23 protein-coding genes are annotated in these 22,590 nt (G+C 37.1%); 13 read left to right on the forward strand and 10 right to left on the reverse strand.

Annotated elements, in window-relative coordinates; all coding sequences use genetic code 11:
- The first annotated feature begins 49 nt into the window (after nucleotides 1-49).
- Together CSP5_RS06680 and CSP5_RS06685 are read left to right on the forward strand one after the other, a co-directional pair.
- Nucleotides 50-898: an EamA family transporter gene (locus tag CSP5_RS06680; protein ID WP_148689957.1), complete on the forward strand. Its 849-nt coding sequence runs from the start codon at nucleotides 50-52 to the stop codon at nucleotides 896-898.
- A 44-nt stretch (nucleotides 899-942) separates the two neighbouring features.
- On the forward strand, nucleotides 943-1,314 hold the full coding sequence (locus CSP5_RS06685) for a DUF427 domain-containing protein (RefSeq protein ID WP_148689958.1): 372 nt from the start codon (nucleotides 943-945) through the stop codon (nucleotides 1,312-1,314).
- A gap of 12 nt (nucleotides 1,315-1,326) precedes the next feature.
- Here CSP5_RS06685 and CSP5_RS06690 read toward each other — a convergent pair whose 3' ends face one another.
- Nucleotides 1,327-1,902: an NADPH-dependent FMN reductase gene (locus tag CSP5_RS06690; protein ID WP_077076487.1), complete on the reverse strand. Its 576-nt coding sequence runs from the start codon at nucleotides 1,900-1,902 to the stop codon at nucleotides 1,327-1,329.
- Nucleotides 1,903-2,018: 116 nt separating this feature from the next.
- On the opposite strand from CSP5_RS06690, the gene CSP5_RS06695 reads away from it, so the two are divergent.
- The 4 genes from CSP5_RS06695 to CSP5_RS06710 all read left to right on the forward strand — a co-directional run bounded on the left by CSP5_RS06695 (nucleotide 2,019) and on the right by CSP5_RS06710 (nucleotide 6,282).
- A complete protein-coding gene (locus CSP5_RS06695; RefSeq protein ID WP_148689959.1) occupies nucleotides 2,019-3,791 on the forward strand; it encodes an MFS transporter in 1,773 nt (590 codons plus the stop codon).
- Complete coding sequence (locus tag CSP5_RS06700) at nucleotides 3,784-4,242, forward strand: MarR family winged helix-turn-helix transcriptional regulator (protein ID WP_077076489.1); 459 nt, start codon at nucleotides 3,784-3,786, stop codon at nucleotides 4,240-4,242. The genes CSP5_RS06695 and CSP5_RS06700 overlap by 8 nt, the downstream gene beginning before the upstream one ends.
- Nucleotides 4,243-4,330: 88 nt before the next feature.
- On the forward strand, nucleotides 4,331-4,660 hold the full coding sequence (locus CSP5_RS06705; protein WP_148689960.1) for a hypothetical protein: 330 nt from the start codon (nucleotides 4,331-4,333) through the stop codon (nucleotides 4,658-4,660).
- 227 nt (nucleotides 4,661-4,887) lie between these two features.
- Nucleotides 4,888-6,282, forward strand: a complete 1,395-nt coding sequence (locus CSP5_RS06710; protein ID WP_148689961.1) for a glutamate decarboxylase — start codon at nucleotides 4,888-4,890, stop codon at nucleotides 6,280-6,282.
- 27 nt (nucleotides 6,283-6,309) lie between these two features.
- On the opposite strand, the gene CSP5_RS06715 is transcribed toward CSP5_RS06710, so the two are convergent.
- Nucleotides 6,310-6,528, reverse strand: coding sequence for a hypothetical protein (locus tag CSP5_RS06715; protein WP_077076491.1), 219 nt, complete (start codon nucleotides 6,526-6,528; stop codon nucleotides 6,310-6,312).
- Nucleotides 6,529-6,629: 101 nt separating this feature from the next.
- Here CSP5_RS06715 and CSP5_RS06720 point away from each other — a divergent pair, with 101 nt between their 5' ends.
- Complete coding sequence (locus CSP5_RS06720; protein WP_021788862.1) at nucleotides 6,630-7,094, forward strand: peroxiredoxin; 465 nt, start codon at nucleotides 6,630-6,632, stop codon at nucleotides 7,092-7,094.
- Here CSP5_RS06720 and CSP5_RS06725 read toward each other — a convergent pair.
- The 6 genes from CSP5_RS06725 to CSP5_RS06750 all read right to left on the reverse strand — a co-directional run bounded on the left by CSP5_RS06725 (nucleotide 7,088) and on the right by CSP5_RS06750 (nucleotide 14,116).
- Nucleotides 7,088-8,854: an alpha/beta hydrolase family protein gene (locus CSP5_RS06725; RefSeq protein ID WP_021788861.1), complete on the reverse strand. Its 1,767-nt coding sequence runs from the start codon at nucleotides 8,852-8,854 to the stop codon at nucleotides 7,088-7,090. The two genes, CSP5_RS06720 and CSP5_RS06725, sit on opposite strands and share 7 nt — an antisense overlap.
- Nucleotides 8,855-9,066: 212 nt before the next feature.
- Nucleotides 9,067-9,396: a NifB/NifX family molybdenum-iron cluster-binding protein gene (locus CSP5_RS06730; protein ID WP_021788860.1), complete on the reverse strand. Its 330-nt coding sequence runs from the start codon at nucleotides 9,394-9,396 to the stop codon at nucleotides 9,067-9,069.
- A gap of 82 nt (nucleotides 9,397-9,478) precedes the next feature.
- Entirely contained in the window at nucleotides 9,479-10,498 is a 1,020-nt protein-coding gene (locus tag CSP5_RS06735) for a PTO1314 family radical SAM protein (RefSeq protein WP_077076495.1), read from the reverse strand.
- A 379-nt stretch (nucleotides 10,499-10,877) separates the two neighbouring features.
- Nucleotides 10,878-11,783: an IS110 family RNA-guided transposase gene (locus tag CSP5_RS06740; RefSeq protein ID WP_021788857.1), complete on the reverse strand. Its 906-nt coding sequence runs from the start codon at nucleotides 11,781-11,783 to the stop codon at nucleotides 10,878-10,880.
- A 279-nt stretch (nucleotides 11,784-12,062) separates the two neighbouring features.
- Nucleotides 12,063-12,584 carry a stage II sporulation protein M gene (locus CSP5_RS06745; protein ID WP_172399430.1) on the reverse strand — a complete coding sequence of 174 codons (522 nt, stop codon included), beginning with the start codon at nucleotides 12,582-12,584 and terminating at the stop codon, nucleotides 12,063-12,065.
- Nucleotides 12,585-13,120: 536 nt separating this feature from the next.
- Complete coding sequence (locus CSP5_RS06750) at nucleotides 13,121-14,116, reverse strand: M48 family metallopeptidase (protein ID WP_021788855.1); 996 nt, start codon at nucleotides 14,114-14,116, stop codon at nucleotides 13,121-13,123.
- A gap of 56 nt (nucleotides 14,117-14,172) precedes the next feature.
- Between CSP5_RS06750 and CSP5_RS06755 the strand changes: the two genes are divergently transcribed.
- Nucleotides 14,173-14,619 carry a hypothetical protein gene (locus CSP5_RS06755; protein ID WP_148689964.1) on the forward strand — a complete coding sequence of 149 codons (447 nt, stop codon included), beginning with the start codon at nucleotides 14,173-14,175 and terminating at the stop codon, nucleotides 14,617-14,619.
- A 227-nt stretch (nucleotides 14,620-14,846) separates the two neighbouring features.
- On the opposite strand, the gene CSP5_RS06760 is transcribed toward CSP5_RS06755, so the two are convergent.
- Nucleotides 14,847-15,146: a hypothetical protein gene (locus tag CSP5_RS06760; protein WP_148689965.1), complete on the reverse strand. Its 300-nt coding sequence runs from the start codon at nucleotides 15,144-15,146 to the stop codon at nucleotides 14,847-14,849.
- Nucleotides 15,147-16,072: 926 nt separating this feature from the next.
- Between CSP5_RS06760 and CSP5_RS06765 the strand changes: the two genes are divergently transcribed.
- Nucleotides 16,073-17,341, forward strand: a complete 1,269-nt coding sequence (locus tag CSP5_RS06765) for a DNA cytosine methyltransferase (protein WP_148689966.1) — start codon at nucleotides 16,073-16,075, stop codon at nucleotides 17,339-17,341.
- Nucleotides 17,342-18,217: 876 nt separating this feature from the next.
- On the opposite strand, the gene CSP5_RS09795 is transcribed toward CSP5_RS06765, so the two are convergent.
- Nucleotides 18,218-18,385, reverse strand: coding sequence for a hypothetical protein (locus CSP5_RS09795; RefSeq protein ID WP_172399431.1), 168 nt, complete (start codon nucleotides 18,383-18,385; stop codon nucleotides 18,218-18,220).
- Between the two features lie 107 nt (nucleotides 18,386-18,492).
- Here CSP5_RS09795 and CSP5_RS09800 point away from each other — a divergent pair, with 107 nt between their 5' ends.
- The 4 genes from CSP5_RS09800 to CSP5_RS06775 are packed head-to-tail and all read left to right on the forward strand — an operon-like array spanning nucleotide 18,493 to nucleotide 22,060.
- Nucleotides 18,493-18,645: a hypothetical protein gene (locus CSP5_RS09800; protein WP_021787779.1), complete on the forward strand. Its 153-nt coding sequence runs from the start codon at nucleotides 18,493-18,495 to the stop codon at nucleotides 18,643-18,645.
- A 46-nt stretch (nucleotides 18,646-18,691) separates the two neighbouring features.
- Nucleotides 18,692-18,856: a hypothetical protein gene (locus tag CSP5_RS09805; RefSeq protein ID WP_172399432.1), complete on the forward strand. Its 165-nt coding sequence runs from the start codon at nucleotides 18,692-18,694 to the stop codon at nucleotides 18,854-18,856.
- Entirely contained in the window at nucleotides 18,817-19,827 is a 1,011-nt protein-coding gene (locus tag CSP5_RS06770; protein WP_148689967.1) for a bifunctional DNA primase/polymerase, read from the forward strand. Before CSP5_RS09805 ends, CSP5_RS06770 begins: the two co-directional genes overlap by 40 nt.
- 1 nt (nucleotide 19,828) lies before the next feature.
- Entirely contained in the window at nucleotides 19,829-22,060 is a 2,232-nt protein-coding gene (locus CSP5_RS06775; protein ID WP_148689968.1) for a hypothetical protein, read from the forward strand.
- Nucleotides 22,061-22,590 lie beyond the last annotated feature (530 nt).

The raw sequence follows: 22,590 nt of genomic DNA on the forward strand, positions 1-22,590 counted from the left end.
AACTTTTTAACCATCTTAGTCCTTCCCCAGAATCTGGTGTAAGGGTTAAATGGATCTGCTTATTTTTTCTCTGCCATTTCTTGTTCTTCTGTTCTGGACCGGATCGAATTCACTAATTAAGAAGGGTCTCAGAGATCTTGGACCAGATAGAATATCTGTTTTTGTAGTGGGAATGGGTTTACTTCCAATTTTTGTTTTCGTTTTTCTGGATGGTGGATGGCTCTTCAGTCCGGATATTATTATATTGGGCATATTTTCGGGTCTGTTTCTGGGAACAGGATACCTGCTTTTCTATCGTGGCCTGGGAGTTGAATCTCTGTCAAGCACTGGTGTCACCCTTAATGTGCAGCAGATCATTGTTATTTTTATAGGAATTTTTTTCCTGCAGGAAGCAGTTAATTATTTTGAGTATGCAGGCATTTTACTAATAATTCTTGGAGCAGTACTTGTGACAGTTCAGAATGCTCCAGCTAAAAGAAAATTTCTCATCATAGCTGGAATCGCAAATGTATTCTGGGGAATATACTATCTACCTCTCTCAGAGTCCATACTTTTAGTTCATTACAGTGCCCTTCCCCTATTTATGGGTCGTATAATTGGCTTTATTTTTGTTTTGATTGTTAGTTTGAGTCTCAACCATCCAGCACAGAAGCTTCCAATGAAAAGGTCATCTGTTTATATTGGACTCATGGCAGGTATTCTTGATGGGCTAGGTAATGTGTTTTATTCATATTCTATTCAACTTGGGGTATTCATTGTATCCGGAGCTATTGTTGCAATGATCCCTGCCACACTTGCCATTATAGGTTTTCTTTATTTCAGGGATAGAATGACCACATTGAAACTGTCAGGTATTATTCTTTCAGTCACAGGAGCCTTGTTAATTTCCTTACTCTGAATTTAACAGGAAAAATTTATTTTCGATGTTATGCATATGCCAGTATGGAAAGAACAGTGATTGATTATAAGAAGAATGATCACAAAATAACGGTGAAAACCATTGATAAACACATTAAAATAATGTCCGATGGAGTGGTAATTGTAGAAACGGATGATGCTTTGATGCTAAGTGAGCAGGGGCATGGAGATACGGTATACATACCGGTAAGAGATGCAAAACTCAAATATTTTAAGGAATCCTCAACAAAGTCGACATGTCCTTACAAGGGAACTGCAGATTATTATTCTCTAAATATAAATGGAAAGGAAAAGAAAGATGCAGTGTGGAGATATATTAAGCCGTCACTTGACTTCATTCCCATAAAAGATTATATGGCATTTGATCCCAATTCAATTGAAAGGATAGAATTGTGAAAAATATCCGATTTAGTTCACAATATTCTTCTGCTTCCTGATCTCATCAACAAGCCTTTCCAGAAGTTTTTTTATCAGATCTATGGCCATTTCATCTGTTAAATGACCATTTTCATCAAATTTTGTATGTGCAAAGCTTATGAATACCTCTGGCCTGTTTATGACCCTTGCATCCATAAAACCCATTACCTGCCTTAAATGATACTGTGCCCTTGAGCCACCGAGCATGCTTGGGGATGCACTCATGATTGCTCCGATCTTCCCCGTGAAGGGATTTTCCATTGGGGGTCTTGAAATATAGTCAAGTGTGTTCTTTAAGAACCCTGGAATTGAAAAGTCATATTCCGGGGTTGCAATGAGGAAACCATCTGCTTTTTTGATCTGGTTTCTAAATATTCTAACAGGTTCTGGCTGATTTTCATCCAGATCCTGATTATAAAGTGGGATTTCCTTAATACTCACAATTTCTAATTCAGAACCCTCTGGCATTAATCTCTGACATTCCTTTAAAAGTTTCATGTTATAGGAATCTTTTCTGAAGCTACCACCGAATGCTGTTATTTTCACTTTTTTGCTACCTGTGACCATAAGCCCTGAAAGTATCGACCCTATACAACGTTTTTTAATTTTTTAACTGAGTAAACCGGAAAAAAACAAATTATCAAAAGTACTTTATATGTTTTAATATTTACTTATTGATTATCATGGTAAAGTACAAGTGGGTTGCTCTTTCAAACACAACCCTTGGTGTGCTCATGGCAAGCATTAACGGTACAATTATTCTAATTTCATTACCTGCAATACTTGGTCCAAAAGGAATAGATGTAAACCCATTTGCCCCTGGAACTTTTATCTATCTTATTTGGCTTATAATGGGGTATAATATTATAACTGCTGTAATACTCCTTACCATAGGCAGGTTTTCAGATATTTATGGACGAACGAGGTTATTTAACTGGGGTTTTGTGATTTTTACAGTTGGCTCGATCCTGCTGTTCCTTACTCCAGGTAAGGGTAATACAGGCGCCATAGAACTTATAGTTTTCAGACTGGTTCAGGGTTTAGGCGCGGCCTTCCTGTTTGCAAACAGCACTGCCATTCTCACGGATGCTTTCCCTGTAAAGGAGAGAGGAAAGGCACTGGGACTCAATCAGGTTGCAGCCCTTGGAGGATCGTTTATAGGACTTATATTGGGAGGAATACTCTCCGTATTTGATTGGAGATATGTTTTTCTGGTTAGCGTGCCGGTTGGTATTTTTGGAAGTATATGGTCTCTCCTGAAACTCAAAGATAATTCCATAAGAGATATGACACAGAGAATTGATTATTTAGGCAATATAGTATTTGGAAGTGGATTGACCATATTTCTTCTGGCCCTAACCTATGGGCTTCTACCCTATGGAACCAGTGTAATGGGTTGGGGAAATCCATGGGTCATAGCAGGGATGATATCTGGATCAATTCTTCTCATTGCTTTTCCATTTGTTGAGATTAAGGTTAGCCAGCCTATGTTCAAGATGTCACTTTTCAGGATAAGAGCATTTGCTTTTGGTAATTTTGCGTCCTTCCTTGGTGCCCTTGGAAGAGGTGGTCTCATGTTCATGCTTATAATTCTTCTACAGGGAGTATGGCTACCTCTTCACAATTTCTCTTATTCATCAACTCCTTTCTGGGCTGGTATTTACATGATACCCATGACACTTGGATTCCTAACAATGGGACCTATTGGTGGTGCCCTGTCTGACCGGTATGGAGCAAGGGGTATAGCAACAATAGGGATGACCATAGTTGCAGCTGCATTCGTGATCCTCACCTTCTTTTCCTACAACTTTACATATCTCCCATTTGGAGCCACAATCTACATGCTTGGTTTCGGAAGTGGGATGTTTGCTGCACCTAACACTGCAGCCATTATGAATTCTGTTTCCGCAGAAAATAGAGGAATTTCATCCGGAATGGTGGCCACAGTTAGAAATGTTGCCCAAACTGCCAGCATGGGTATATTCTTCACAATTGTCATACTTGCACTATCTACTAACTTACCCCACTATTTCAACATCGCCCTTACCTCTGCCAATGCATCTGGATTAGCCACATATTTGGATAAAATACCGCCTACTTCCGCCATTTTTTCTGCATTTCTGGGTTACAATCCAATGCAGACCATTTTAAGCCAGATTCCTTCCTCCTATCTGAGTTCATTGAATTTAAGCAGCACTACAATTGCAACATTAGAAAGTAACACATGGTTCCCTCTGGCTCTGGCCCCAGCAGTAATGCACTCTCTCAGAGATTCGTTCTACATAGGTGCAATTCTTTCAGTGGTTGCAGCAATTTTATCTTTATTAAGGGGAAAGAAATATTACCACCCAGGTGGTCAGATCCATAATGATCCGAATGGTGAAGATGCCAACAAACTGAGACCAGAAATTAACAAGGGAGAAATGAAAGGAAAAGAGGTATCAAAAAATGAGTGAAAAAAGAGAACCAATAGAAGTATGGAGAGCCATGGTTGAAACCTGGAAGGTGTGGAAAAAAGGTGTTGAAAAGAATTTAGAAAGAATAAATCTTGGAAGCACAGAATATTCAATACTTAGATACTTGACAGAAGAGGGAAATATGCCCATGGTTCAGATGGCCAACAATATCATGGTTACACAGGGGTGGATAACAGGTCTTATCGATTCCATGGAGAAGCGTAATCTTGTAGAAAGGACAAGAAGTAAGGATGACAGGAGGGTTATAGAACTGAATATAACAAAAGAGGGAAGTAAAGTTTTTGAAAGAGCGAAAAAAGTTCACCTGGAATACATTGCCAACTGTATCAAACATATGGATGATGAAACTGTAAGCTCCACGGTTAAATTATTAAAAGATCTGAGATCAAATATAGAAGATGCAGAAATGCCAGAGATTAAAAATGAGTGAGTACACAAACTCATTAAAAGTATATTAATTATTTTAAGTACCTTTGACAACGTTTATCTTTTACTGTTTGATTATATAAGTGGTTTAAATGGGATTCTTATCTCTTCGAAGGAACAGGACTAAAAGTGCAGTTGTTAACCTTGAATCTGAAAACGATAGGATAGAACCCTACATGGTTAAGGTCCTTGAAAAAGATCATGAAAAGAGAACCATGAATTATGAAAAGAACAGTTCTCTGGCATACGAATATGTTTCCAGCAGCCTTATTCTCGCGGAAGTTTATGCGAAAATAGGAAAAATGGATGACGCCAGAAAACTATTGGATTCTTCAAAAAACGAAATAGATAAAATTGAAAGCGTTGAGAAAAGAAGTACAATGGAAACCCTTTACGGAAAGGTTGAAAAGAGGATTCATTAAATCTAAAGGATGTTATATAGAAAGTTATTTTTAATCTGTATATTAGGGAATTTTTATATGAAGTGAACCCTGTATATCTCATATTTTTAATCCAAGTTAAACATGGATAAATCTGTCATTTTTTGCTAAGGTTGTTTTAGAAAGTCCCTGATTTCAATTTTTTCTAATAAAGGCGAATTATTAAGTAAAATGATTCATATATTACATGTATAAAAAAGAGTGAAGAAATGGTATCAAAGAGAGTGGTAAATCAGAAAAAAAGAGAAAATAAGATGAGATATGGAAAGGGGCACAACAGATTTCTTGATAATGATGTTCCAAAATATGAATTCTCTGAAGGTAAAATGGAACCGAGAGCGGCTTATCAGCTGATTCATGATGAATTAAATCTTGATGGAAATCCTGATCTAAACCTTGCCACCTTTGTTACCACGTGGATGGAACCAGAAGCTGATCAGTTAATAATGGAAAACCTGCACAAGAACTTCATAGATCACTTCGAATATCCACAGGTAAAGGAAATAGAAGAGAGAATTGTTAACATAATGGCAAATATTTATAATGTTCCAGATAAGGATGACTTTATTGGGACTTCAACCATAGGATCATCTGAGGCAATTATGCTTGGATTGCTTGCCCACAAGTGGAACTGGAGGCAAAAAAGATTAAAGGAAAACAAACCTGCAGATAAACCGAATATAGTATTTGGTGGTGATACCCATGTTTCCTGGGATAAATTCGCAAGGTATTTTGATGTTGAACCACGAATTGTGCCTATTGCCAGAGATCATTTTACCATAGAGCCTGAAGATGTTAAGAAAATGATAGATGAAAATACAATTGCAGTGGGAGTTGTTCTGGGCACCACCTTTACAGGAGAATTTGATCCGGTATTTGAAATAAATCAGATGCTGGTGGATCTGAAGAAGACTAAGGGACTGGATATACCCATACATGTTGATGCTGCTAGTGCAGGATTTATAACACCTTTTTATGAACCAGATTTTAAATGGGATTTTAGACTTGAGCAGGTTAAATCCATTAATACTTCAGGTCACAAATTTGGTCTTGTGTATCCAGGACTTGGATGGCTTATTTTCAGGAATGAACACCTTCTGCCTGAGGAACTAAAATTTTATGTAAATTATCTGGGAGATGAGATGCCAACCTATACTCTCAATTTTTCAGAAGGGAGTTCAATGGTAGTTGCGCAGTATTATAACATCCTGAGACTTGGAAAGAAGGGTTATGGTGAAATCGTAAGCAAAATGATGAATAATGCCAATTACCTGGCTAAAAAACTTACCGAGAGTGGCGAATTTGAAGTGATTAACGGGGCCAAACATATTCCTGTTGTTACATTTAAGCTCAAAAATGTGGAGAGTTCAAAGGCGTTTGATCTCTCCTACCGGATCAGGGAGAGAGGATGGATTGTCCCTGCCTATTCACTTCCCCCAAATGCACAGGATACAACCATAATGAGAGTTGTTGTAAGAGAGAATTTTACTGCTGATATGGTTGATATATTTGTAGAGGATATTCTTAATGCAAAAAAATCTATAACAAATATGGTCTCAGGTGGAAAACAAACTGACCCAAGAAAGGGTCACCCTGTATCATAACCGTAGAATAAATTTTTAAATCTACTTTTAACTTTTGAGTTTTCTCACATAGTAATCATTAAACAGGTAGATGAAGCAAAAAATGACTGCAGTCATTACAGTTGCTATTATGCCACCATCAACTAAGGATGAATCCACTGATCTGTTAAACAGTAAAAGAGCGGCTGGAGCAAATGCAATAAAGTAACATGCCCACATGACAGTTATTATTTTTATGCTCTTTTTTCTATTGAATGAATTTGACATCTACAACTTAGTATTGAAGAGATTTACTTATAGATTTCCAGAAACCGCATGTACAATTTTATTTGACAATATGTTTTAATAAACATAGAATATGCTTTATTATGTCAATAAACGTTGGCGACATAGCCCCTGATTTTGAAGGGACAACAGACAGTGGTGAAAAGATTAAATTTTCTGAGGTTGCGGGAAATGGTAATGTAGTTTTATATTTTTATCCAAAGGATGAAACACCTGGGTGCACTGCAGAGGCCTGTGCCTTTAGGGATGAATGGGATGAATTCGAGAAAATGAATGCTAAGGTGATTGGAATTAGTTCAGATTCTCCTGAGTCCCATAAGAAGTTTAAGGAGCACAGGAAATTACCCTTCATGCTGATCAGTGATCCAGGTCAGAAAATCAGGGAAATATATGGGGCAAAGGGAAGGTTCATTCCACCAAGAATATCCTTCGTTATAGTTGATGGTAAGATAGTAAATATTTATAATTCACAGATGAACGCCACTAACCACGTAAAAATTGCAAAGGAAGTTCTCTCAAAAATTGGGAAGGACGAAACGAATCAGTGATTCTGAAGGTATCGATCAAACCACTCCTTCTTTCTGTTAAGTCTATCCACCATGTTATCAGGCTTTCCTGTTCTGGCATGTTCGTGGCTATCTCCCTGGTATCGAATCAGTTCAGAATCTACTCCATTCATTTTCAAGCCAACAAACATCTGTTCTGACTGCTCTATTGGACATCGATTATCATTCTCTCCATGTATAAACATGGTCGGTGTCTTTGCTCTCTTAATTTGTGAAATAGGAGAGTTCTCTAGTAATTTCTTCATTGATTTTGGCTTCCATGGATCTTCTACTTTCATATACATTGCATTGAACCAGAATCCGATATCGCTGGTTCCACACATGCTCATGAGGTTTGAAACACATCTTTCACTAATAGCTACCCTGAAAAAGTCAGAGTGTGTTATCATCCAGTTTGTCATATATCCTCCATAAGATCCACCGGTTATGCCAAACTGCCCAGTAAGTTCATATTTCTTTTTAGCCGCCTCGATAAAGTTGAAAATGTCTTCTGCAGGTCCATTTCCCCAGTCTCCAACACAGGCTGCAGCAAATTCAGAACCATAGCTCGAGCTTCCCCTTGGGTTGCAAAAAAGTATATTATATCCGTTTCTTAGAAAATACTGAAATTCGATCATATATGATTCTCCATATGCATCATGGGGACCGCCATGAACGAAAACAAGGTTCGGGCTGTTTTTTCCTCCTATCATACACCATCCCTCTACCTCTCCGACCTTCATTTCTTCAGCAGCCTCACCAGACATTTTACTGTTAGGATCGTACTCCTTTCCATCGAATACAAGAATTGATGGCTTTTTCTGTGAACTGTAGATATATGCGATCCTTTTGTCCTTTATATCAAAACACTGAACCACAAACTTTCCTTTTACAATTTCCCTTACCTTTGAATTCTCAATGGAGTAAATCGATGATGTTCCTCCTGTTTCACATGGGGCATATACGGTTCCACTATCAAATATAATGTTTTCATCTGCCCCCTGAAAATGATCTGATATGGATGAACCATTTCCTGTGTGCTTTCCAAGGAGTAAAGGTTTATGCCCTGGCAAATACAGATATTTTGTTGCCCATGGCGTTCTTCCCTCGCTGTGTCCAATGTATATGACATTTCCGTTATCGTCAAAGGTTATACTTGATACCTGATCCTCATTAATTTTACTAAGGTGGCCATCACTTAGATCTACCTCGTACATGTTTGTCAGTCCCTCATCTTCATTCATGTATGAAATCATGGCAACAACCCTGTTATTGTTAGAAATAACATCCATTACATCAAAATCACCTGACACAATCTTAGTTAGTTTTTCATTGAATAGATAGAGACTTTTCCTCTGTCTTATGTAGCCTCTGGTGTCAAATCTATAGTTCATTCTTCTCGCAACAACAGGAAGATCATTGTTTGATTCTTCCGAGCCGATAATCAGGAATCCTCCACTGTGCTGGACAACCTTATGGATTTTTGCAAGACTAAATAAAATTAGTGGTTCTGTGTTGCTCTTAATCCGGACGAAATGATTGATTTTTTCCTCTGATTTAAGATAATGCAGGTTGCCATCAATGATCATTGGATAACTTTCCTTTCCACCAAACGTTATTCTCTCCACAACTTCATTCTCAAATTTAAAGATTGAAGTTTTATATTCGTTTCCCTCTATCCACTTTTCCGTAAAATATACGAAATTCTGATAAATCACGGGCTCTGATAGAAACTTTACACTATAGGCTTCCTTTGAATCCATTGTCTAATAACAAAAACTGCCTAAAGAAACTTGCTAAAAGCACTGCATCGTTTGCTTCGAGATAAAATTAGAAGTGAAACATGGATTTATGCTTTCTTGATAGTTATATTATAAAATATAAAGATTAACAGTTATTTGAGTTAAATAGTCCTGTATTTGAATGAATTCGTTTGCTTCTGTTGATTATGCTGAACTGAAGATAGAAATTGTTACTAATGTGTGGCAACTAATAGCTCAGTCATATTTCCATTAAGAAAACTTTTGAGAGCCTCTTCCACTGTTAAACCTTCTCCTTTGAAAAGCTTTATTCTACCAGTCGTATAAGAAAATGCATGAGCACCAATACCTGATACTATAACAGATGAGACACCACGATCTACAATGGATTTTAGCATGAGTATTCCTCTTGCGGAATTTGCAGTTAAGGCAGGGTTAGGGTATGATTCTAACTGTTGACTATTCTCAGTATCATAAATTCTTATCTCTTCGGCTTCTCCTGGACCACTAACCATTCCCTTTTCTACGGCAATTGCCAATTTCATTTGCTCATATTGCCTGTAAACTCATATATTTTTGCAAAATAGGTCTAAATTTGTTATTCATAGTTAAATGATAATTTTTTAATCATACAGCTGTAGTCTTTGAGTGAATATAATCTATTAATCCATCTATGATTCTTTCCTTTATCATCGTGGGATTTTTCCATGTGAATAAAGATGGTTCAAGATAACACGAAAGGGCACATTTATTGCAGCTTTCGAATTCCGCCCAGCTGTAGTTGTTCCAAACTTTTACAATATCAATATCCCAGACCTTAGATTTGCCTTTGTATTCATTCAGAACATAGCATGGCATGACGAGATTTCCAAGGGGATCTATATTCATTGTTAGCCAGGGTTTGCACTTCCATTCAATCCCATTGAACCATGAGTTTGTAACTGCTTGGAAATATTCTTTAGAGTTTACAATCCAGTAACCTTTTTCTTTCATGCCTAAAAGGACTTCTATAGCCTGCTTCAACTTTCCCATTTCAGGGGATTCCTTTTCAGCTGTTGAATAATTATAAGCGATCTGGAAATTAATCGGTACTCCGAGTTTATTTGCCATAAGCACGAGGTCTTTCGCTTGAAAATAATTTTCTTCGGTGATAGTTGAACTAAGTGCAATAGATATGTGACCCTTTGCAGCCCTAATTCCTTCCATGGCCTTATTGAATGATCCGCTGATTCCCCTCATTTTGTCGTGCAATTCACCAATTCCATCTATGGAAACGAACATATAGTCAACGTAATTTTCAATGCTTTTCAGTTTAGTCTTCAGTAGCCATCCATTCGTGACTATGGATGTGTGAAAACGCTTATGGGATTCTGCTAGAATATCCTGTATATCGTTCCTCAACAGAGGCTCACCACCCTCAAACCCTAGAAATGAAACCCCTCCTTTTTTTAATGCTTCCATCATTCTTACTTCATCCTCAACTGAAAGAAGCTCTTCATCTTTCCTTCTCCAGAACGGACACATCTTGCACTCGAGATTACATTTGTAGAGTAGTTTATGGCCTGCTATCAATGGTGCTTTACTGCCATTGAAGCCTTTGAGTTTCCGTTCTATTGTCCTCCATAGAACGGGTTTTATCATTGCCATAATTATAGAGCCTTATACAATACTTAAAACTGTTGTCATAAGGATTTTAATTTTTATATAGATGCATTTTTTACATTAATGTGTTTCAATTCTAAACACGACCTTAACGGGATTGGTATGACATAGTTTGTCTCAATGACCTTTTACCCTGTAATGAATGACAGGTTTTAATAAAGTGTTTGAAAGCCAAAAAATACAGTTGTTTGCTTAAGATTTTTACTAACATGGTACCGTGCATCTAGACTCTTCTATGAAAAAAGTTCTATGACATTCATGTAATTGCATCCACTTTATTTATCTTTCCTTCCGTACCAGTTCTCTTTCGCCTGTCATTCTGAACCATTCTAAGGTCATTCATCCGATCTTCCATTCTTGGGATCTAATGTGGCTTTGATGCTCTTGATCTCATGGATACCATCTTCCTCTCAGTAAGTGCATCTGTCCTGTCAATGAATTCTGTACCATTTTTGAGCATTGTGTATATGGTCTCAATGAGTATGCGTACTATTGCAACTATTGCACGGTTCTTCCCAAGTCTCTTAACAATGCTTAGATTTTTTCTCTTCAACCTATCTGAATATTTTATAATACTGTGTGCAGCAGTGACCATTATGAACCTTAGCATTGATGGTCCATGTTTTGTTATATGCCCTCTTATATCTGATGATCCCGATTGATTCTGTCTTGGTACCAATCCAGCATAGGATGCAAGCTTCTCCTTTGAACTGAATCTGGATATATTATCGATCTCTGACATGATTGCTGCAGATGAATATATTCCCATACCTGGAATTGTCATGAGGAGATTCACGCTTCTGTCATTTATTACAGATCTGGATATCTCATCCTCCACTGTGGATTCTTTTCGCATCAAATATGTTATCTGATCCAGCAGATCACCAAGGATGTATCTCTGGGCAGTGGATAGATGATCAATAGATCTGATGATAAGTTTCATTCCCTTCTTTCCGAATATATCCGTTGCATCAATGCTGATTCCTGCAGAAGTAAGAATTGCATGAACCCTGTTCTTGATCATGGTTATGCTTTCTCCAAAAGATCTACTGTACCTTACAAGTGATCTAAGATCATCTGAATATTTCGATGGAAGATACACCTCAGACAGGGCACCAAGTCTCAGAAGCTTTGCAAGCTTGTATGAATCTTCCTTATCATTCTTTTTTCCTGTATTGAATATGAGTGATATCATTGAAGGATCTGCAAGGTGAATGGAGAATCCCACATCTCTCAATTTCCCTACAACATATTTTCCAGATGTGGACACTTCCAGATCTATTTCAGGATTCTTTAACAGATATCTATCACTGAATTCTGATCACCTCCTAAGTGATTGGTGACTGTTTAAGAAGGGAGATAACTCGACAGTCTTCTATTCACCTTTGTTTCACTGTAATATGAGGAGGCGAAGGGCAGCAAATCTATACGGCGACCTTCATGGGTCAAGTCAATGATCTGCTGCCTCTCCGACTCTCATGTTATCATCGTCATGACAACGTGGTCAAAAGAACTTTTTTCATGACATCTCTATATATGTCAGAGAACATTAAAGGATATATGTTTGAAAATATGACTCTATCGTTGCGCCCATTATGAGAAGAATAATTATTGATACTATGGAAATAAACAGTAGACGATAAGTAGAGTAAACGGATTTCTTCCAATCTATGAAGCTGTAACCGTGAATATAAAAATCGATGAAAGAGACAACATAATATAATATGAGGAAACCTAGAGTAAGAGCAAGAACATAGCTAAAAGTTTCAGGAAAAAATTCAGGTAAGACTGCCTTTGAAAATGTAATCATAGATGATTTAATTGCTGGTCCAAGGATTGTGCCTTCAAGGTATGAAGATGACATGACAGTGAGAACGCTAGGAACAGAAAAAAACAGGCCACCCAAAGCTAACTGCATCGATAGAGATAAATTGTTTGAGAATATTATATTGAAAAGCTGATAGAAGTCTAAATTAGGAGCAGAAGAATATAATATTGCTCTTCCAGGACTTGATGAGTTTCCAATAGATGAAACCGATGTAAGAAAAGTCGAGAATGTGATAGTGATCAATGGTAGATAATATATAATCGAAGAAGTAGAAATCAACTTTAGGCTCAAGCTTCTTTTATTTTCTTCTTTTAATACTAAAAAGCCAAATCGAAAGTCTGTGAACTTGTAGTTATATTTCGGATGTTTAAAAATGGATAAACTATCAATAAGATTGGCTAAAGGGAAAGACTTGATTGCTGCTCGCAAAGTAGTAAATAGAAAAATATTAGATGAACCTTCCTTAGCATTTTTCACACTTAACCCGAAAATTCTGTTACCAATCGATGTTTTCAGATAAATTTCGGACACAAAGTAAAAAATTGCAAAAATAGTGTAGACTATATATGTTATTAACAAGTCTCTAACTGAAAGATAAGTTAAATATTTTAACCCTAAAGAATACAAGATAGGGAGGATAAAAAAAGTAGGCGGTATCTTTAGCAGGGATAGCACTGTAGAAGTTACACATATTAGAATTATCACATCCAACAGGTATGATAAATATCGTTCAAATAAAGATGCCTGTGGAATTCCTTGAAATTGCTTCTTTGGCATTTTCACCTTTCACCAGTATTTAATTCTTGAAGATACTTTACCCTTGTGCTAATATCTGGATGCGATGAATTCCAAAATTTTGAAATTTTCTTAGGAATGAGTCCTAAATCAGACAACCTCAAAAGTGCACTTATAAGCCACTTGGGATCTACTGTTTTAGCAGCTGAAATGTCAGCTTCCTTTTCAAAGTGTCTTTGGAGAAAAGGCAAAAAAAAGATCAAACCGACATAGATAAGAATAAACCCTGTAATTGCAAATATCAGTGATAAATTACCCTGTGTGGGGTAATATTGAGCGAATAGAAAAAGATTTATTATTATGAGTATCATCGATTCCACATATATAAACGTCTTCTGCAGATGCTTGTGTGCCGCATGGGAAATTTCATGTGCCAACACAGCAATATTTTCCTCAAAAGTAAGGTTTTCTTTCAGATAATTTGATATGAAGATAGTGTAAGTCCTAAAACCGGACTGAAAAGCATTTGGAATCTTTTGTTTTTCCCAATCGATGACCCTAACATCAGATATTCTAACCCCAAGCTTCTCAGATAGCCTCTTTACCTCCTCGACCATTTTCAAATCTGTTAACGGATAGCTTTTACGTTTAATGATCAGTAAGAATGGATTTGACAGGGTAAGAGCCATAAAAAATAGTATAACTAAATCAACATATACTATCGTGATTGGTCCATTTACAACAATCCTTATGTAAAGAAGCAACCAGATTGGTATCACGAAAATTATATAAAAAATGGCATCTTTTAAAAAATACAGGTATCCTACCTCTACATCTTTGTATTTCTTTTCGGTAAGAAACATTGCCATTGCGGAAATTAGGATTCCAATAAAAATAATAGCAAGTATAGAAACATAAGTTAAGATACCCTCTCTTATAAAAGTTGCCTGTAGAGCCATCACAAGCACGAAGAATATGCTCAAGGTAGATATGAAGGCTTTCCGCCTGAAATATCTAGTAGAATAAGTAGTTTCAGACATTAACTTATGGATACGAAATATATATATATAATTATGTGCATAGCATGTTGATAATCATGTATGCAACACCGGAAGTATCATTCGTGATTGGGGTTCAGGGTTTTCAGAGGCCTGTAAACCATGCGTTAAATAAAAAGCAAATGAAAAATGTAGTTAGGGCGATTTTAATGTCAGGGCTAGTTTTTTCATTAATAGGTTTACCGGTCTTAGATATGGCAGTAGTTCCCGCGATCCAATCACTTGAAAATGTATTGCCAGGCTCTATGGGATTGGAAGTGACTCATTCGGGTTACTTCCTTGAGTATTACTTTACACATTGGAGTTATCCAAGTAAATCAGCCTGGATATATTTTCTAGTGGGTCTTGGGCTAAGTTATGGAATATCAGCCGCGATAGCGGGATTATTGGTTGCAGCCGGTTGGATAACTGTTGCAGTTGCAGAATCAGTTTTAGTTTCAACTGGAACTGGTATTGTTATTGCTGGAGCAATAGCAGCGTTTTGAAATATACCAACCTAAATTCTTTCCTTATTTTTCCAATAAGAGTGTATGAATTTTTGATAAACAATAAATTTTGTTCTTATTTGACATCATCAAAATATAGCTAATTTTTTCTTGATTCATTGTGGGGTATCTCACCTTTCGTGAAATTTTGTCCTGGTGTTAATCATCAGCTAGCTGAGTATAGTTTAGGGAAATGCTAACCAAACTTATCAATTAGTTTATGGCTACTATAGATAAGAAAGTTTTACCGTGATCAAATGAGAGGAAAAGAATAGTGATATCCTTGAAGGATCTGCAAGATGAATGGAAAAACCCATATCTCTCAATTTTCCTGCAACATATTTTCCAGATGTGGATACTTCAAGTGATATTTCTGGATCCTTTGAAAGATATCTTTCTCTGAAATCAATCCATGAAGATTCATCATTCTTAATTTCATACTGTTCATTCACATTACCATTATCTTCCATTTCAGTTATGTATACGCTACGTTTATGAACATCCATTCCTATCAGTATTCTGATCACCTCCATGTGATTGGTGAGAGTTTAAAGTCGGAGCAAACTCGACAGTCTTCTATTCACCCTTGTTGCAGGGTATTATGTCGAGACGAAGGGCAGCAAATCTCATGGTACGACCGCGCAGGTCAGACAGTCTATCTGCTGCCTCTCCGACTCTCACGCTAACATCATCAAGTAAACGTGGCCAAAAGAACTTTTTTCATGACATCTTATATGACAGCCATGTAAAGAAGACGTGCCCCCTAAAAAACTAAAACCGTAGTAGAATTAACAACGGTTCAAAAAAATTAAATGCCAAAAAATTAACGTTAAAAAGGTGAGAGGGTGATATAGACATAGATTACTGTTCCTATGACAAGAAGATATGGATAAAAAATCAAGAATTGTTATATGAACTCAAAATTATATACAATACTATTTAAAATTACTTCATAAGTAAATTTCAACCACAACCAGATTTAAGTTCGTATCATCACAGTCAATATAACATTGGAAAATAAGAAAAAGGAAACTATTACCTGATCTATTAAATTTTAAATAGAACATGGGAGAGGTTGGTGAAGTATCTTGAAAATGACGTCGAAAAGAACCATATAAATCTCAAAATGCTATAAAGTCTATTCAAGACCATTTACAAGAGAGTAATTGCCATATACCTTATGCAGAAGAAGAATAATCAGATTAACATTTCTAGCAATTTTTAGCTTGATTTTATTTTCTTTGCTGGAAGGACTCCTTTTAAAATTGTACTGTCTGTTGAAAAAGATCCAATAGCATTTGAAACGCTTAGGTTGAGAAGTTTTTATCGACAATTCAAAAACGACGAAGTACCAGAAGATTACTACAAATTTTTAAGGGGAGAAATTTCAAGAAAGGCATTATACAGAAGACACCAAGATCAATATAACCGTGCTAAGACTGAGACGTTGCGGATGACTTTAGGAAATGGTAAAATTCGCCAAGAGAGATTAAATGAACGTATAGAGACTGCTCTGGGGAGCGCAAATAACTGGGTATTAATTGGTGGCCCCCCTTGTCAGGCTTACTCGCTGATAGGCAGAGTGAAGATTAAGAATGAAAATGCTAAGAAAAATAAGGATTTTGAAAAGGATCGTAGACATTTTTTGTATAGGGAGTACCTGAAGATAATCTCAGATCATAGGCCACCGATTTTCGTCATGGAAAACGTACCCGGATTAATTTCTTCTAAAGTAAACGGTAACAGCACATTTAAGATGATTTTGAATGATCTCCATAGTCCCATAAAGGCAATCGCTGAAATAAATAGAGAAGACAAAGTTTTCAAAGACTCTCTTACTTACAATATATATTCCCTTGTTAAAACGAAAAAAGAGAGTGCAGAATTACAAGATTCGGATTATGTAATTAGAACTGAGAATTATGGGCTCCCCCAAGCTAGACATAGAGTTATACTCTTGGGAGTTCGTTCAGATATTGACAAGATGCCGTCACAGTTAAAGGTATCAAATAACAGGACAACTATTTGGGATGCCATATCAGATCTCCCCAAAATAAGAAGCAGACTTTCTAAGGAAGAAGACTCCACTGAAAATTGGAGGTCAGCGATTCAGGATATAAAAAGAACTACTTGGTATTCGGAATTGAAGAATAATGCTCTTAAAGAAGAAATCTTATCAAACTTAGAGAAAATTGATGAAATAGATAGTACTGGAAACGAATATATACCAGTGGAACTGAAGGGTATGTACTATGATGAGTGGTTTTATGATAAAAAGCTTAGAGGAATATGTAATCACACTTCGAGGAGCCATATGCGGGAAGACCTGCATCGTTATATTTTTGCCTCTAGCTTCGTAAACGTGTTTAATAAGTCTCCAAAAATCATTGATTTCCCAGAAAGACTTCGTCCAAATCATAAAAACTTAAATAAAGCTGTATGCGATGGGCTTTTTTCAGATAGGTTTCGAGTTCAGGTACGAAATAAAAGTTCAACAACGATAACCTCGCATATATCTAAAGATGGGCATTATTATATACATCCTGATCCAGCACAATGCAGAAGTCTTACAGTTAGAGAAGCTGCTCGACTTCAGACATTTCCTGACAATTACTTTTTTGCAGGAAATAGAACGATGCAATACCATCAGGTAGGTAATGCAGTGCCTCCATTATTAGCCCGTTTAATTGCAGATGTTGTTTATAATATGTTAGGTCAATAAGTAGAGGATTGGATAATGCTGTGTCGAAAAAATATTTTAACAGAATTTAGTCCGACCTTTTAGGTATCATCATGGCATATGTTTCACCCATGTGGTAATCTAGATTATCAAATCCCAACCAAAATGCTATTTCATATTCAACAAGGCTTTTCTTCATGCCTTTTGAGTATTCAGAGATTTAAGTGTCTCGTTCTAATTGTGTATGATTTAGACTATTTCCCAACTACAGAATTTTTTTAAGCCGCTATATGTAATTACCTCAGAAAGTTGTAATGAAGTTATATCCATAAACAACAATATACTTTATGAGGTAGAGTAGACAAAAATCCAGTTATTTCAGAGCTACTGATAATTATCTCATTTACACCTATAGACAGAATTGCCTTGCGATTTGATGGGTCAGTGGATACTATATCTGAGAGTAAACTGAGAAATGTAAAACATAAATCAGGAGTGATAAAGAATTAAAAACTAGGCCAAAAATTACTACAACCCTCTTTAAAAAATACTTTAATACGGATCTTTAAAGTCCTTCAGTATAAAATTAAAAAAAGACACGGTTTTTTATTATATATATCCCCAAATATAGAATGGGTCTGCCCGTATTCCATTATGGACATAATCAAGTCCCTTATTATACCATGAAATAGTATTTAAAGAAAATATACATTTATTAATATATTAATAGAAATTGCAAAATAAAAGGCATAGGGGATCCCAGTTCGAATTGGGGACCTTTTATGGCTGTATGTATCATATTTGTCCTTTCTATGAACTCATTAATAGTCAACATCTGCACGGATATGGATTTCTGTATTATTCTTACTACCAGCTTCTCTTTATCGGTTACTGGCCCCAGGAGGGAAGAATAATGAATTATTCGTTACGTTTTCTGTCTTCAATGCGTTCCATTTCATTCCGTGCGGAAGAATTGACAAATTCTGAAACAGATCTGAAGCCTAATTCTGAATACTTTTCTATAAAATTCTTAATGTTAAAAAACAGTTCTTCTGGAATTTTCACATCTTTATACGTTTTCGCCATGAATGTCTCATATTATAAGAGTATAAAAAAGAAATTAGACATATATGGCGAAATATTTATAAGCAAAAGAGTATTTAGACATATATGTCTAACAAGAGGTGCAGAATATGAAAGTCTGGAAAGACATTAAAATTCCCGCGTCATTATTCGATGAGATCCAGAAATTTGTAGCAAAGAATGAGGCATATAATTCTGTCTCAGACTTCGCGCGGATTGCATCCATGAAAGAGCTTGAAAGGTTGGAAGGCGATAAAAAATGAAATCGCCAATACTGGCAGGTATCACAATAGAGCCGAGGGAGTCCAAATGACCCAAGTATCCATTGTACAATTGAAGTCCAAAGCCCTCAAACTCCCAGAACCTGTAAAATCGCTGATTCTGTCAGAACCCGACACTATGGATAGTAATGAGTTAATATCTAAGCTGGGGACATGGGACAAACTCTTAGCAATGGAGGCTGTCCAGAAATGAAAAATTTTACTGATAGTAATAAAGGCAGTTCCATTATTACTAATAAGAATAATGAGAACGAGGGTAAAAACATTTCTACCTCTGAAAGGATTGAAATTGCCAGAGAGGCAATAAACTTTTTAACGGCTTATCCAAGAATAAGGGCCATACTTGTATCGCCACATGATAAAATTCCATTTGAACACGCCTGGCAGAGTTCCCGTAATTATCCGGTGTCATCCGAAAAGGTACATAACTATCTTCTAAAAGGAGGCAACTGGGGGTTGATGCACCCGGCAGGCATGTCTATTGGAATTGACGAGGACAATGAAAAAATAAGAAATGCGGCACTATCTCTGGGGGACACTGCAAGATTTAATACTGGAACACCAGGGCATTTTTGTGATCTATTTTTAATCAAGGATGAACCGGTAGGCAATATTCCGTTAATAGATGGGGCTTATATAAGGGGGAAAGGTGGCCAGAATCTTGGGCCGGGTTCTATACACCCGAATGGCAACATATACGGAAGTATATATTTACATTTAGTCCCCCCTGTCGTTGTAACCAAATCTGAATTGTTAGAGGTATTCAAACCTTATATCAAAGGCAAAGAAAAGCTGTCAAAAAACGATTCAAAACCGGAATATAAACAGCCGTTAAACCCCGATTCCCTTACAATGAAAGACCTGATTAATGTTTCCGGTTTTAAGCAAAGTGGATCAAAATATCAGGGGCCACATCCAATACATGGAAGCACAACTGGAAATAATTTTGTTGTTGATTTCGAGTTAAACGAATGGCATTGTTTCCGGCATGGCACAGGCGGAGGGCCTCTTCAGTGGATAGCCGTTTCCACGGGGGTTTTTGGATGCGAGGAATCGGTTCCTGGAAAGATAAAGGGAGATTTGTTTTGGCAAGTGATAGCTGCAGCCCATAACAGATACGCGTTAAGCTATGAAAAACTTGCAAAAGCCTTAGGGAGTGCATAAAATGGCAAGCAAAGATAACAAAGATACAGCAGAGGATGCCAAAAGGAAATTCAAAGAAGCTGAAATGAGGGAAAATCCTATTGCGAGGGCCTTAAAGCTTCTTGCGGGCACGGATACGGATCACGCTTCCGAGGAAAACGGAAAGGGCTTCAACAAAACCGACACGGAACTGGGGCATGCACTAGCCAAAAAAGAGACCTTGACCTATGAAGAATTGAAAACCGCGAAAACTATTCTAAGGAAATACAAGGCACAACTGGGTGCGAACCTCTATCTTGAGGTTATCAACTTCACTCCAAGCAACAAAAGTGATGCAGAAAAACAGGAAAACATGAGTGCCATTTATAAAACACGCTTTAATCTTGATGGCTTCCATTATGCCGAGTTTTCAGACAATGGGCAGTTCAGGTTTCTGAAGTATAGGGATGGTTCCTTCGAGGTTGTGGATAGTGTCGAGGTTCCGGATCCTGAAGTTCCTGAAAATAAGTACACTGTAATGCCGGCTCCGCAGATAGCTCAAACAAAGAAAGATAGAATACTTCAGGAAGAGGAAACGGAATCCGTCAAATTTCCTGGGAAACCTCAAGAATACGATTCGGACTACGGACTCTTCAATGAGATAAGAGGATTCATTCACACTTACATAGAACTAAGGCCGGATGACGAGATTGTTCTCTCACTATACACGATGAAAGCTGTCCTCTTTGATGCCCTCAAGGATTCCTCCTTCCCGTTCGTGCACATGATTGCCCCATACGGCAAAGGGAAATCCCGCCTGCTGACTGTCCTGTGTGAGTTAACCCCATACGGCTTTTATGCTATAGATATTAAGTCAGCACCTTTGAAGCGTGTTTCCGAACTCTACAAAGTAATATTGTTTGTTGATGAGAAGGGGCAGATGGACCAGGAAACTTCAGCAATGATCAATGCGAAGTATAATCGCAATTCGATCGTGCTCAATGCAAGCACCGAGATACAGTCAGGGTTCAGCTCCATTATTGGTTACTCTATCTACGGCCCTATGTTACTTGCCGGAAGAGAGCCGTTCAAGGACGATGCGATAGAATCAAAAAGCTTGCAGATCAACATGGATTATCCATTGAACCGTGAGGACATCCCACGAAAAATCAAAGGAAAGGTATATGATGGATACATAGCAAAGGCCCGGGAACTCAGAAGCAAGTTGCTGCAATTCCGTATAAACTGGCACGACAAAATAAATAATGTGCAGCCAAGTGAATTCCTGAAGAAATATGAAGACAAGACTGAACCCCGGCTTTTTGAAGTCATATCATTTTTTGAAGATCTAATCGAGATAATTCCGGAAATCAAACCCGAAATCACGAAGGTTCTGGAAGACCAGATCATAAGAAATGTTGAGGTTGCGATGGGGACTCCCAACGGCATTATAGCTGAAACACTCCTCAACAAGATTGATTCAGGCGAGGATCAGTGCGAATATACAATAAATGGGAAAGCACATACGGGGATATATCTCACCTCGATCTATGAGGATATTGGAGAGAACTATAAACAGAGAGCTGGGAGAATCCTTGCTGGACTGGGCATCAAGACAGACAGGCCAAGGGTAGAATTGACACGCAAAACACAGGACCGGACGGAAACGTACAAGAAGAAAATATCCGTTGTCAGGATTCCGGATGACAAAAAGCTCAATGAATTGAAATCCAGATATGACCCAGAATACATGAAAGCAATTTTAGCCAGTATTTTAAAGGCTCAGCAAGCAATCGTGGACGAACATGACAAACAGGACGAACAACTGGGAACCCGACATAAAAAAAATGAAGAGAAAGAGGATAATGAAAAAAAAGACGGGGGCTTCTATAATAATCGTCCTAATAGTCCTAATCGTCCAGCACTGGATGGTAAACCCGCAATTTCCGATGCCCAGAGTGATTTTTATACTAGCAAGGAAATGAGAAGAGACCCAGAACCCGTTTATATTCCTCCTGAAAAATCCAATGCCGAGATAACTAAGGATCTTATCGAAAAAATAAAGGAGAGATTAGCCACTGAGAAATTTATACTGGATGGCAATACTGCCGCTTCGTTTGACAAGAAAGACTTCCAGCTATATGTTCATCCAACTGAACTTTCTATGGATCGATTTATTCATTTAAAGGGGATTATGAAAGGTTTCGGCTTTGAGTATTCTTCTATCCAGGAGCCGTATGGAATTAGGTTCATTCGCAAGCTAGGGGATGTATGATCAATGATTAATACCGTGTTTTAGAAAAAAACAAAAGGCTTGAAATTCAATGTTTTTCAGGGAGCAAGAATGGCATTCCCTGAAGATATTGGGGATGAAGAAGCTGGGGAACTTTAACGATAAATCTTTTACAAACCACGTGTAATATTACCTTTAAGACATTTTAACCACATTATTTCTTTTATATAAAGCTGTCTTATAAAATTAAATCCCTGTAAAATTGCCTTTTTTCGCATTTTCCTTATAATTTTTAATAGGTCTTATCTTCTGTATGATAAAACGTAATCATGCGTCAAAACTATTTATCCTAACAATGATGGGTTTTTCCCAATTTCATAAAGACATATATAATTACTACAAACAGTATTTATATCTCCAGGACAAGCATTTTACTGAGGAAATAGCATATTAAATAATTATTCGTCCAACAGCATATAATTGACATAACCATCATTGAAATTTTGAAGTCCTAGTAAAACCAGCATAGTATCAGTAATCAGATAGAACGTTGAGACATACTATATCATCGG

It is taken from the genome of Cuniculiplasma divulgatum, assembly GCF_900083515.1.
GTDB lineage: Archaea > Thermoplasmatota > Thermoplasmata > Thermoplasmatales > Thermoplasmataceae > Cuniculiplasma > Cuniculiplasma divulgatum.

Coding starts and splice junctions, on each gene's coding strand:
- CSP5_RS06680 (WP_148689957.1), top strand. CDS start 50: ATGGATCTGCTTATTTTTTCTCTGCCATTTCTTGTTCTTCTGTTCTGG.
- CSP5_RS06685 (WP_148689958.1), top strand. CDS start 943: ATGGAAAGAACAGTGATTGATTATAAGAAGAATGATCACAAAATAACG.
- CSP5_RS06690 (WP_077076487.1), bottom strand. CDS start 1,902: ATGGTCACAGGTAGCAAAAAAGTGAAAATAACAGCATTCGGTGGTAGC.
- CSP5_RS06695 (WP_148689959.1), top strand. CDS start 2,019: ATGGTAAAGTACAAGTGGGTTGCTCTTTCAAACACAACCCTTGGTGTG.
- CSP5_RS06700 (WP_077076489.1), top strand. CDS start 3,784: ATGAGTGAAAAAAGAGAACCAATAGAAGTATGGAGAGCCATGGTTGAA.
- CSP5_RS06705 (WP_148689960.1), top strand. CDS start 4,331: ATGGGATTCTTATCTCTTCGAAGGAACAGGACTAAAAGTGCAGTTGTT.
- CSP5_RS06710 (WP_148689961.1), top strand. CDS start 4,888: ATGGTATCAAAGAGAGTGGTAAATCAGAAAAAAAGAGAAAATAAGATG.
- CSP5_RS06715 (WP_077076491.1), bottom strand. CDS start 6,528: ATGTCAAATTCATTCAATAGAAAAAAGAGCATAAAAATAATAACTGTC.
- CSP5_RS06720 (WP_021788862.1), top strand. CDS start 6,630: ATGTCAATAAACGTTGGCGACATAGCCCCTGATTTTGAAGGGACAACA.
- CSP5_RS06725 (WP_021788861.1), bottom strand. CDS start 8,854: ATGGATTCAAAGGAAGCCTATAGTGTAAAGTTTCTATCAGAGCCCGTG.
- CSP5_RS06730 (WP_021788860.1), bottom strand. CDS start 9,396: ATGAAATTGGCAATTGCCGTAGAAAAGGGAATGGTTAGTGGTCCAGGA.
- CSP5_RS06735 (WP_077076495.1), bottom strand. CDS start 10,498: ATGGCAATGATAAAACCCGTTCTATGGAGGACAATAGAACGGAAACTC.
- CSP5_RS06750 (WP_021788855.1), bottom strand. CDS start 14,116: ATGTCTGAAACTACTTATTCTACTAGATATTTCAGGCGGAAAGCCTTC.
- CSP5_RS06755 (WP_148689964.1), top strand. CDS start 14,173: ATGTATGCAACACCGGAAGTATCATTCGTGATTGGGGTTCAGGGTTTT.
- CSP5_RS06765 (WP_148689966.1), top strand. CDS start 16,073: ATGACTTTAGGAAATGGTAAAATTCGCCAAGAGAGATTAAATGAACGT.
- CSP5_RS09795 (WP_172399431.1), bottom strand. CDS start 18,385: ATGGCGAAAACGTATAAAGATGTGAAAATTCCAGAAGAACTGTTTTTT.
- CSP5_RS09800 (WP_021787779.1), top strand. CDS start 18,493: ATGAAAGTCTGGAAAGACATTAAAATTCCCGCGTCATTATTCGATGAG.
- CSP5_RS09805 (WP_172399432.1), top strand. CDS start 18,692: ATGACCCAAGTATCCATTGTACAATTGAAGTCCAAAGCCCTCAAACTC.
- CSP5_RS06770 (WP_148689967.1), top strand. CDS start 18,817: ATGGGACAAACTCTTAGCAATGGAGGCTGTCCAGAAATGAAAAATTTT.
- CSP5_RS06775 (WP_148689968.1), top strand. CDS start 19,829: ATGGCAAGCAAAGATAACAAAGATACAGCAGAGGATGCCAAAAGGAAA.